At 62.6% G+C, this 11344-nt stretch carries 9 protein-coding genes; all 9 read left to right on the top strand.

What is annotated here, in order from left to right; all coding sequences use genetic code 11:
- Nucleotides 1-15: 15 nt before the first annotated feature.
- The 9 genes from ACGYLD_RS11840 (at nucleotide 16) to ACGYLD_RS11800 (ending at nucleotide 11340) form a co-directional block, all read left to right on the top strand.
- Entirely contained in the window at nucleotides 16-1590 is a 1575-nt protein-coding gene (locus ACGYLD_RS11840; RefSeq protein ID WP_271692100.1) for an ABC transporter substrate-binding protein, read from the top strand.
- 75 nt (nucleotides 1591-1665) lie between these two features.
- Nucleotides 1666-2637 (top strand): ABC transporter permease, encoded by a 972-nt coding sequence (locus ACGYLD_RS11835; RefSeq protein WP_271689234.1) that lies wholly within the window; start codon nucleotides 1666-1668, stop codon nucleotides 2635-2637.
- On the top strand, nucleotides 2634-3473 hold the full coding sequence (locus ACGYLD_RS11830) for an ABC transporter permease (RefSeq protein WP_271689235.1): 840 nt from the start codon (nucleotides 2634-2636) through the stop codon (nucleotides 3471-3473). Before ACGYLD_RS11835 ends, ACGYLD_RS11830 begins: the two co-directional genes overlap by 4 nt.
- Nucleotides 3470-5092: an ABC transporter ATP-binding protein gene (locus ACGYLD_RS11825; RefSeq protein ID WP_394402662.1), complete on the top strand. Its 1623-nt coding sequence runs from the start codon at nucleotides 3470-3472 to the stop codon at nucleotides 5090-5092. Before ACGYLD_RS11830 ends, ACGYLD_RS11825 begins: the two co-directional genes overlap by 4 nt.
- A 39-nt stretch (nucleotides 5093-5131) precedes the next feature.
- A complete protein-coding gene (locus ACGYLD_RS11820) occupies nucleotides 5132-5878 on the top strand; it encodes an SDR family NAD(P)-dependent oxidoreductase (protein ID WP_271692098.1) in 747 nt (248 codons plus the stop codon).
- A 150-nt stretch (nucleotides 5879-6028) separates the two neighbouring features.
- Nucleotides 6029-6499 carry a (2Fe-2S)-binding protein gene (locus ACGYLD_RS11815; protein ID WP_271692097.1) on the top strand — a complete coding sequence of 157 codons (471 nt, stop codon included), beginning with the start codon at nucleotides 6029-6031 and terminating at the stop codon, nucleotides 6497-6499.
- A gap of 4 nt (nucleotides 6500-6503) precedes the next feature.
- On the top strand, nucleotides 6504-8804 hold the full coding sequence (locus ACGYLD_RS11810; RefSeq protein ID WP_271692096.1) for a xanthine dehydrogenase family protein molybdopterin-binding subunit: 2301 nt from the start codon (nucleotides 6504-6506) through the stop codon (nucleotides 8802-8804).
- A 244-nt stretch (nucleotides 8805-9048) separates the two neighbouring features.
- A complete protein-coding gene (locus tag ACGYLD_RS11805; protein WP_276153926.1) occupies nucleotides 9049-9384 on the top strand; it encodes an Hpt domain-containing protein in 336 nt (111 codons plus the stop codon).
- Between the two features lie 12 nt (nucleotides 9385-9396).
- On the top strand, nucleotides 9397-11340 hold the full coding sequence (locus ACGYLD_RS11800; RefSeq protein WP_271692093.1) for a cellulose biosynthesis cyclic di-GMP-binding regulatory protein BcsB: 1944 nt from the start codon (nucleotides 9397-9399) through the stop codon (nucleotides 11338-11340).
- Nucleotides 11341-11344 lie beyond the last annotated feature (4 nt).

Raw genomic sequence — 11344 nt, 5'->3', positions numbered from 1 at the left:
GTTTCAGCAAAACCAATGGGGATTTACATGCTAAAAACCACTAAATTAACCGCAGCCGTTCTGGCGCTGGCGATGGCCGGGCCTTTGGCCGCGCAGGATGGTGAGCCGAAGTCCGGCGGCACGCTTAACGTCGTGATCCAGCCCGAGCCGCCCAGCCTGATGATCGGCCTTGTGCAGAACGGCCCGACACAGATGGTCGGCGGCGATATATACGAAAGCCTGCTGCGCTATGATTTCGACCTCCAGCCCGAAGGGCAGTTGGCTGAATCATGGGAGATTTCCGAAGACGGCAAGACCTATACCTTTAAGCTGCGCGAGGGCGTGGTGTTCCATGACGGTGAGCCCTTCACCTCGGAGGATGTCGAATTCTCCATGGATAAGTTCCTGCGCGAGAGCCACTCGCGGATGCGCACCTATATGGAACATGTCGAGAGCATCGAGACGCCTGATGACCACACGGTGGTCTTCAACCTCAAACAGCCCTTCGGCCCCTTCATCGGTATTTTCGAGCCGGGCACCGCGCCGATGATCCCAAAGCACATCTATGAAGGCACGGATTTCGCCAATAACGAGGCGAACAATACGCCCATCGGCACCGGCCCCTTCAAGTTCGACAAATGGGAAAAAGGCAGCTTCATCCATCTGGTGAAGAACGAAGACTACTATATGGAGGGGAAACCCTACGTTGACGAAGTCTATTACCATGTGATCCCTGACGCGGCCTCCCGCGCGGTGGCCTATGAGACCGGCAAGGTCGACGTGCTGCCCGGCGGCTCGGTCGAGAATTTCGACGTGGCGCGCATTCAGGCGATGGAGAATACCTGCATCACCGACAAGGGCTGGGAATATTTCGGCCCGCTGTCTTGGATGTGGGTGAACAACGACAACAAGCCGCTCGACGATGTGAAGGTGCGCAAGGCGATTATGCATGGCGTCGACCGCCAGTTCGCCAAGGACGCGCTGTGGAACGGTCTGGGCAAGGTTTCGACCGGGCCGCTGTCGTCCTCCACGCGTTTCTATGACGGCGATACGCCGGATATCTCCTATGATCCGGAAAAGGCCAAAGCCCTGCTGGAAGAGAGCAGCTATGACGGCGAGACCATCCGCATTCTGGGCCTGCCTTACGGTGAGACTTGGCAGCGCTGGGCCGAGGCGGTCAAACAGAACCTGAGCGAGATCGGCATGAAGTCCGAGATCGTGCCCTCGGATGTGGCGGGCTGGAACCAGAAGGTTGCCGACCGCGACTTCGACCTCGCCTTTACCTACCTCTACCAATACGGCGATCCCGCGCTTGGCGTTTCGCGGACCTATATGGGCGACAATGCCGCCCCCGGTTCGCCTTGGAACAATGTAGCGAACTATCAAAACCCTGAGACGGACAAGCTCTTTGCCGAAGCGGCCCTGATGGCCAGCCCGGAAGAGCGCAAGGCCGCCTATAAGGAGATCCAAGACGCGATCGTCGAGGATGTGCCGAACATCTGGCTCTTGGAACTGGGCTTCCCCACCATCTACCGCTGCGACGTGAAGAACCCGGTCAACACCGCCTTTGGCGTGAACGACGGTTTCCGCGACGTGTGGCTTGATAAGTAACAAGAGCGACAACGCTCAAGGTCCGAGCCGCCGCGGCGGCTCGGGCATCTATCAGAACAACACGGGGCGGATAGCGTGATACGTTTCATATTGGGCAGGTTGGTCAAGGCAGTGTTTATCCTGCTGGCGATCCTTGTCTTCAATTTCCTGCTGATCCATGCGGCACCGGGTGACCCTGCGGCGGTCATGGCGGGCGAAGCCGGGGCGGCGGACGAGAAATTTCTTGCAGACCTGCGGGCGCGTTTTGGCTTGGACCAGCCGCTTTACATGCAGTTGTGGATTTACATCAAAGGCGCGGTGCAGCTCGACCTTGGCTATTCCTTCCGCCAGCAGATGCCGGTGGCCGAGATGATCGGCGACCGCCTGCCGGCGACGCTCTTGCTGACCGGGGTGGCCTTTGTGCTGTCGTTGGTGCTGGGCGTGACCGCCGGCGTCGCAGCCTCTGCCCGGCAGGGGCGGTGGGGTGACACGATCATCTCGACCTTCGCGTTGCTGTTCTATGCAACCCCGCTCTTTTGGGTGGCGCTGATGGCGACGCTGGTGTTCTCGGTCTGGCTCGAATGGCTGCCGGGTTTTGGCTATTCCACCATCGGCGCGGGCTATACCGGCCTCGCTCATGTGTTGGATGTGGCGAAACATCTGATCTTGCCCGCGTCGACGCTGGGGCTGTTCTTCACGGCGATCTACATGCGCATGACGCGGGCCTCGATGCTCGAAGTCTCGCGGCTGGATTTCGTGAAAACCGCGCGCGCCAAGGGGCTGAACCGCGGCGTAATCCAGCGGCGGCACATCCTGCGCAACGCGCTCTTGCCGGTGATCACGCTGGCCGGGCTTCAGGCCGGGCAAATCTTTGGCGGGGCTATCCTGACCGAGACCGTCTTTGCATGGCCCGGCATCGGGCGGCTGATGTTCGAGGCGATCAACCAGCGGGATTACAACGTGATCCTCGGGGTCTTCTACATCTCGGCGGCCATGGTGCTGCTGTTCAACCTGATCACGGATGTCATCTATGTCATTGTTGATCCGCGGATAAGGCTGACGACATGATGAGTTTTTGGAAACGTTTCAGCTATAACCGTGGCGCGGTGATCGGCTTGGTTATCCTGACCTTCGTCATAGCCGCCGCCATCCTTGCGCCCATCCTCTTTCCGCAGAGCCCGTGGAAAATGGTGCAACGCCCCTTCCTACCGCCTTTCACCCAAGACGGGCTGCTTCTGGGCACCGATGCGCTTGGCCGTGATGTCATGGCGGGGCTTGCCCATGGCGCTTATGTGAGCCTGCTGGTCGGGCTGGTCTCGACCATTGTGGCGCTGGCCATCGGCGTGCCGGTGGGGGCCGCGGCGGGGTATTTCGCAGGCCGGATCGACGACGCGCTCATGCGCTTTACCGAGTTCTTTCAGACCATCCCGAGCTTTGCGCTCGCCATCGTGCTCTTGGCGATCTTCCAGCCCAGCCTGACCTTTGTGATCATCGCGATTTCCATCGTGTCATGGCCCCCGGTCGCGCGTCTGGTGCGGGGCGAGGTGCTGTCGCTCAGAACCCGTGAGTTCGTTGAGGCGGCGAGCCTGTCGGGCCTCGGCAATCTTCAGATCATCACCCGCCACATCCTGCCCAACGCACTGCCGCCAATCATCGTGCTGGCCTCGCTCATGGTGGCGCAGGCGATCCTGCTGGAAAGCTCGCTGTCCTTTCTGGGGCTGGGCGATCCGAACATCATGTCCTGGGGCTATATGATCGGGGCCGCGCGCACCGTGATCCGCACCGCTTGGTGGCTGTCCTTCCTGCCGGGCATGGCGATCCTGCTGACCGTGCTGGCGTTGAACCTGATCGGCGAAGGTCTGAACGACGCGCTGAACCCGCGATTGACGAGGAAATCCGAATGACCCTGCTTAGCATCCGTGACCTGTCTATCGCTCTGCCCATGGGGGCGGATCGGCTCTATGCCGCGAAGGACATCAACTTTGACCTCGCCCCGGGGGAGATCCTCTGCATTGTGGGCGAAAGCGGGTCGGGCAAATCCATGTCGGCCAATGCGGTGATGGGGCTTTTGCCGCAGGGGGTTCTGCCCGACAAGGGCAGCATCACCTTTGACGGGCAATCGATCCTTGGGCTGTCTGAGAAAGAGATGTTGAAACTGCGCGGCAGCCGCATTTCGATGATCTTTCAGGAACCTCTGAGCGCGCTGAACCCGCTGATGCGGATCGGTGCGCAAATCGCCGAGGTGTTCGAGGCCCATGGCGCGCTCACAGGGGCCGAACGCCGCGCGCGGGCGCTCAAGCTGCTGGAGGAGGTCGGCATTCCCGACCCCGAAGCGGCGATCCGGGCCTATCCCTTCCAGCTTTCGGGCGGGCAGCGGCAGCGGGTGATGATCGCGATGGCCTTGGCGTTGGAGCCTGACATCCTGATCGCGGATGAGCCGACCACCGCGCTTGATGTGACCACGCAGGCGCAGATCCTCAAGCTGATCGAAGACCTGCGGCGCAAGCGTGGCATGGCGGTGATCTTCATCACCCATGACTTTGGCGTGGTGGCCGATATCGCCGACCGGGTGATCGTCATGAAAAAAGGGGAGATCGTCGAGGCTGGCCCGGTCCAAGAGGTGCTGCTGAAGCCCCAACACCCCTATACCCGCGACCTCATCGACGCGATCCCCCGGCTGACCAAGACCGAAGCCGCGGCAGAAGTCGAACGCAGCCCACTTTTGAAAGTCGAGGGTCTGCAAAAGACCTTCTCCACCGGCTCTGGTACGCTTTTTGGTAAGCGTCGGGTGGTGAAGGCCGTGCAGGACGTGAGTTTTGAGCTTTTTGCAGGCGAAACCATCGGCATCGTGGGGGAGTCCGGTTCGGGCAAATCCACCGTCGGGCGCTCTCTGGTGCGGCTGCTTGACCCTGACGGGGGGCGCGTGTTGATGGACGGTGTCGACATCGCCGAGATGTCGGGGCCAGAACTGCGGGCGCAGCGGCGCAAGTTGCAGATGATCTTTCAAGACCCGTTCTCGTCACTCAACCCCCGCGCGCGAGTGTCGCGCATCCTTACCGAAGGGCTGGTTGCCTATGGCACCCCGGATAAGGAGGCCAAGGCCAAGGCGCGCGAGTTGCTGGAACTGGTCGGGCTGGACGACAGCGCGATGAAACGTTTCCCGCATGAGTTCTCGGGCGGGCAACGGCAGCGGATCGGCATCGCCCGCGCATTGGCGCTGGACCCGTCGATCATCATCGCGGATGAGGCCGTCTCGGCCCTCGACGTCTCCATTCAGGCGCAGGTGCTCGACTTGCTGGCCGAGTTGAAAACCCGGCTCCATCTGTCGATGCTTTTCATCACCCACGACCTGCGCGTCGCGGCGCGGATCTGCGATCGGATCATCGTGATGCAAAAGGGCCAGATCGTTGAGGCGGGGCCGGTCAGCAAAGTGCTGCACGACCCCGATACCGCCTATACGCGCAGCCTGCTCGACGCTATTCCGGGGCAGGACTATGAACGCGCGCTGGCGGCGGCCGATTAGGGCGCTACCTCAGCCGCTGCGCCCAAGATGGATCAGACGATGAAACCTGTGGATCACGACCAAAAGACGCTGCTGCTGACCGGTGCCAGCCGGGGCATCGGCCATGCCACGGCCAAGGCTTTCGCCGACAAGGGTTGGCGGGTGATCGGCTGTTCGCGGCAGGCGTTTTCACCCGAATGCCCTTGGCCGGGCGGGGCGCAGGACCATGTGCAGGTCGATCTCAGCGATCCGAACCAGACGATCGAGGCGGTCGCGCAGGTCAAAAGGCTTTTGGGCGGTAACCCTTTGCATGCTCTGGTCAACAACGCGGGCGTCTCACCCAAGGGCGAGGATGGCGCGCGGCTCAGCACGCTCGACACCGATCTGCGGACATGGGGCGAGGTGTTTCATGTGAATTTCTTCGCCTCCGTGGTGCTGGCGCGCGGGCTTCAGGATGAGCTTTCTGCCGGGCGTGGGTCGGTGGTGAATGTCACCTCCATCGCCGGGTCGCGGGTGCATCCCTTTGCCGGGGCGGCCTATGCCACCTCCAAAGCGGCGCTGGCGGCGCTGACACGCGAGATGGCCCATGATTTCGGCCCCCTTGGCGTGCGGGTCAACGCAATCGCCCCGGGCGAGGTTGAGACGGCGATCCTCAGCGAGGGCACCGACAAGATCGTACGCGACATCCCCATGCGCCGCCTCGGCCAGCCTGATGAGGTCGCGCGGGCGATCTATTTCCTGTGCAGCGCGGAAAGCTCCTATGTCTCGGGGACCGAGATCGAGGTGAACGGCGGGCAGCACGTCTGACCGCGCGGCGCGCGACCATTCTGACAATCGCGTGATCAGCGCAGTCTTGCGCTGTCATCCCCGGCCATTAGACCTATGTACAGCCGCTCAATCAGGGCAGCTATACGCGCGCTCCCCTCAGGCAAAGCATACCCCAAGGGACACCACTTCATGATAAAATTCGAATTGAACGGGCGGTCGATTTCTATCGATGCTGACCCGGACATGCCCCTACTGTGGGCAATCCGTGATGAGATCGGCCTCACCGGCACCAAATTCGGCTGCGGCATCGGCGCGTGCGGCGCTTGCACCGTGCATATCGACGGCACCGCGACACGGTCCTGCATCACCTATCTGGGCGACGTCGAGGGGCTGTCGGTCACCACGATTGAAGGGCTGGACGAAGAGGGCAAGCACCCGGTTCAAGAAGCATGGCGCAACCTGCGCGTGCCGCAATGCGGTTATTGCCAGTCGGGCCAAATCATGCAGGCGGCGTCTTTGTTGCAAGGCACGCCCAACCCCAGCGACGAAGACATCGACGCGGTGATGACCGGCAACCTTTGCCGTTGCATGACCTATCCCCGTATCCGCCAAGCCGTGCGCGACGCCGCCACCGCAATGGGAGGCTCCGACAATGGCTAATCTGATGTCCCGCCTGAAAGGCTCCGACGCGCAACCGCAGATGACCCGCCGCGGGTTTCTGGTGTCGATGACCGCCGCGGGCGTTGCCTTTGGCTTCCCGCAAGCGTCGAATGCCGCGATGAACCCTGCCGTGCCCGATGGCACGCCGATCGCGCCCAATGGCCAGCCCTTTGAGCCGTCGATGTGGTACTGGATCGACGCCGAAGGTCAGGTCAACGTCAACATCATCCGCGCCGAGATGGGCCAGCACGTCGGCACCGCCATCGCCCGCATTTTGGCTGATGAGTTGGAGGTCGCGTGGGAAAATGTGCACATCACCCATGTCGACACGGCTGAGAAATGGGGCCTGATGGTCACCGGCGGCAGCTGGTCGATCTGGCAAAGCTGGCCGGTCTACCGTCAGGCGGGTGCCGCCGGGCGCACCGCCCTGATCGAAGCGGCGGCGGCCAAATGGGGCGTCGATCCCGCCGGTCTGACCGCGCGCGACGGGGCCGTGAGCGATGGCACGCAGAGCATCAGCTATGGCGATCTGGTGGCCGAAGGCCTTGACCGCAGCTTTACCGAAGACGAATTGGCGGCCCTGCCGCTGAAACCCCATGCCGATCTGCGGCTTGTGGGGGAGGACGTGCATCCGCTTGATCTGGATACGAAAACCACGGGGCAGGCGATCTATGGTCTGGATGCCAAGGTCGACGGCATGGTCTACGGCGTGCCGATGCTGCCGCCGACGCGCTATGGCTCCAAGGTGAATTCTGTCGATGACAGCGCCGCGAAAGAGGTCAAAGGCTACCTTGAGACCGTGGTGCTGGATGATCCCTCGGGCACCGTGCCGGGCTGGGTCGTGGTGCTGGGCAAGACGCTCCATGCCGCACGGATGGCCACCTATGAGATCAGCGTCGATTGGACGGCGGGCGAAACGGCGGATGTCTCAGAAGACGATATCTACGCCCGCTCTCGCGCGTTGATCGACAGCGATGCCGGGTCGATCCTGCATACCGAGCAGCCCGAGACTCGCGCCGCTTTCGATGCCGCCGCCGAGACGCTGGAGGCCGAATACACCACGCAATCCGTGCTGCACTTCCAGATGGAGCCGGTCAACGCGACCGTCTTCCAAAACGCCGATGGCGTTTGGGAGACCCATGCAGGCAACCAGTGGCAATCGCTGATTTTGCCGACACTAGCGGCCGCGCTGGAGGTGCCCGCCGACAAGATCGTGATGCGCAGCTATATGCTGGGCGGTGGCTTTGGCCGTCGTCTGAACGGCGATTACATCGTGCCCGCCGCGCTGGCCTCCAAGGCCGTGGGCAAGCCGGTGAAACTGGTCTTCTCCCGCGAGGAAGACGCCCAGTTTGACAGCATCCGCTCGCCTTCGGTGCAAAAGCTGCGCATGGCTTTCGATGAGGGCAAGGCCATCACCGGGATGGAGCATCACGCCGCCGCCGGTTGGCCGACGCAGGTGATGGCACCGGGTTTCATGCCCAAAGGTGTCAACGAAGAGCCTTACGATCCCTTCGCCATCGACGGTGCGGATCACTGGTACAGCGTCGGCGCGCACCGTGTGCGGGCGATCTCGAACGATCTGGCAAACGCGACCTTCCGCCCCGGTTGGTTGCGCTCGGTCGGGCCGGGCTGGACCAACTTTGCTGTCGAAAGCTTCATGGACGAGGCAGCGCATAAGATCGGTGCCGACCCGTTGCAGTTCCGTTTGGACCACCTGAAGGCCGAAGGCATCAACGCAGGTTCCGCCCCCAATGCGGTGGGCGGGGCGTCGCGGCAAGCGGCTGTTTTGCAGCGGGTGGCCGAGATGTCAGGCTATGGCCAGACGGAGTTGCCCGAGGGCACGGCAATCGGGATCGCCACCACCTTTGGCCAATCGCGCACCATGCCGACTTGGACCGCCGCCGCCGTCAAACTGGCGGTGGATGCCGAAACCGGTGACGTCGCGGTCGAGAAGATGTGGCTGGCCTTTGATTGCGGCACCGTGGTCGATCCCGACGGCGCGCGCGCGCAATGCGAGGGCGCGGCGCTTTGGGGTCTGTCCATGGCTCTGCATGAGGGCACGCGGATCGAAGACGGCAATGTCATCGACCTGAACCTTGGGTCTTACACGCCGCTGCGGATGGTCGATGTGCCTCAGATCGAGGTCGCTTTCGTCGAGAGCACGGAAGTGCCCGTGGGTCTCGGAGAGCCGGGCACCACGGTCATCGCCCCGGCGATTGCCAATGCGATCTTCAACGCCACCGGGGCGCGGGTGCGTCATCTGCCAATCACCGGCGATGCGATTCTTGCGGCGCTGGATAGCTGATAGGAGAAGGCGGGCGCGGCATGTCGCGCCCGCCTTCCATTTGGTCTGAGGGCGCCGGCTGGTGAGGTGGGCTGCGCATTCGCCGGGCAGCGCGGCGGTTGCCTAAATTCAACGGCTCAAATTTTGGGCATTCACGCTTAAAAACTTAGAAAATCGCCCATTGCGCCATAATTCTGACAGGTTTCGAACAATAATCTAAACGAGCTATCTGGGCTCCTTTACGGGCGGGTACGAAGGACGATCTGTGGCACCTACCGAGACATATGAACAACGCGTCGCCGCGACGCGAAAGCGTTTCATCGAAGGCATGCCAGAGCGGTTGCAGGCCGTCTCTGACGCGCTCCGGGAGACGGACGGGGCTGACCCGCGCGAGACCAAGGCGCGCAAGGTCCACCGCATGCTGCACGATCTGGCTGGCAATGCCGCGATGTTGGAATATGCTGAGATTGAAGACTGCCTGCGCAAAGGGCTGCGCGTTGCCGAAGATGCCGATGAATCCTCTTCGCCGTTGTCGACTGACGATATTCGTATAATTAAGATGGCTCTGTCTGATGCCCGCAGCGTCGCTGAAAAAATTTAAGAAAGCCTCTCCATGAAGTATCCCGCAATCGGTTTGTTGGCGGCTCTGCTGCCGTTTCAAGTTCACGGCCAAACAACCACGGGTGAGGGCGCGGTGAGCGTCCCTGCTGAGCAGGTTCAGGAGGGGCTGATCGCGCGGACCTTCGATCTGGCGGAGCTTGGCTTTCAAAACGGTCTGTCCTTCCGGCAGCTTTCGGGCAATGCGACGATCTATATCCCGCTGCCCAACCCGGATGCGCTGAGTTCGGGCAGTTTGCAGCTTGAGCTTGAACATGCCTCCACCACCGAGGTGGACCGCTATTTGCAAGTCTCGGTCGCGGGCCGTCCGGTGACCTCGCAGGCGTTGCCCGATGGGGCAGGGCGGCTGAGCGTTCCGGTCCCGCTTAGCCCCGAGGACGTGTCGGGCGGGTTTATCGCCGTGGGCCTGTCCTATTCCGGGGCTTTCAGCGATCGGGTCTGCGTGGACGAACGCGCTTCGGGCGATTTTCTTGAGATCACGGCGTCCTCTTCCGTGACCTTGCAATTGGACCCGTCTGAGATCGACACATCGGCGGCATTCGCCGGGCTGCGCCCTGCGGATACGCGTCTGGCCATCGGGGGCAACGACTCCCTCGCCGCCTTGGCCGCTGCGACCCGCGCCGCTGCGCTGTTCGACGCCGAAGCCGGGCGGCTGACCTTTGGCGGCGACGGGGCCAGCACATCCGGCGCATGGTCCGAGGGGGTCATCCAACTGGACGTATCCACCTCCGGCGTGGCGAGCGAAATGACCGTGGACAATCAAGCGGGCCTGCCCGTCTTGAACCTGCGCGGCAGCGATCCGCAGGTGGGGCTGTGGCAACTGGTCTCGGAATGGTCGCCCCTGTCGAACCAAGGCGCGACCGTGGTCGATGTGGCCGGGGGACCGGCCCGCTTTGACGACCGTTTGCCGCTGTCGGCGCTGGAGGGCGACCTCACCCCGCGTCCCGTGGTTTCGACCGAAGACTTCTTTGTGCCGTTCCAATCCTCCGACCTTCCGGCGGGCAAGGGCGTGTCTGGCGTGAACCTGCATGTCGCCGCAGCGCTTGACCCCGAAGGGCGGGGGGCGACGGCTTCGGTCTTTCTGAATGACACGCTGTTGGGCAACCGCCCCCTTGGCAGCGGCAAGCCCGAGCAGCTGACCTTTTCGGTTCCGAACGGCCTGCTGGGCCGGGATAACCTGCTGCGCGTGTCGATCCAGCGCCAGCCCTCGGGCGGCGAATGTCGTTTCAAACCGCAGGGCTATCCGGCGCAAATCCTGCCCGGCAGCGCCCTGCTGCTTTCGGATTCCACAGCGCAGGATCGGGACTTCTTTACCCTGAGACAAGAATTCGCCGATGGCGTTCAAGTCGTGCTCGACCCCGCGCTTTCGCTTGATTTCGCGCAGACCCTGCCGTGGCTGGCAGGTGTCGCGGGCAGTGTGATCCCGGACCGCGCCCCTATTCTGCCGCGCGCCTCTGTCGAGGCGCTTGAGGGGGATGAGCCTTTCTTTGTGATCTCTGACCAGAACCCCGGCGATGCAGAGCCGCTGATCACCTTCAATCAGGGCCGGATCGAGGTGCGCGACCGTCAAGACAACCTGATCTATTCGGGCGAAGACCTGTCGCGGCTTGGCGTTGTGCAGATCGTCACCCGGGGCGACACCCGTGGCCTGTGGCTGCGTCCGGGCAATGGCCCTGCACCAGAGCTGACGCCCGAACGCCCCATGATGTTGGACCGCGGCGATCTGGCGCTGATCGGGCAGGAGGGGGTGATCCTTGCCACCGCCACCGACCGCAGCCCGCTCGTTGATGTCGTCTACCCCGACCGCACCAGCCTTGCACAGATGTTGGCCAAGTACCGACCCTGGATCGTGGGGGCCATCTGGGTGCTGGTGACGCTGCTTGTGCTGATCGTGTTCCAGCGCGTCTACCGCGCCCGTCGCGGCAAAGACGAGACGTAAGCCA

The organism is Sulfitobacter sp. 1A12056 (assembly GCF_043558125.1).
GTDB lineage: Bacteria > Pseudomonadota > Alphaproteobacteria > Rhodobacterales > Rhodobacteraceae > Sulfitobacter > Sulfitobacter faviae.
Note: the sequence above shows the minus strand (reverse complement) of the source record. Positions and strands in the feature narration are given on the sequence as shown.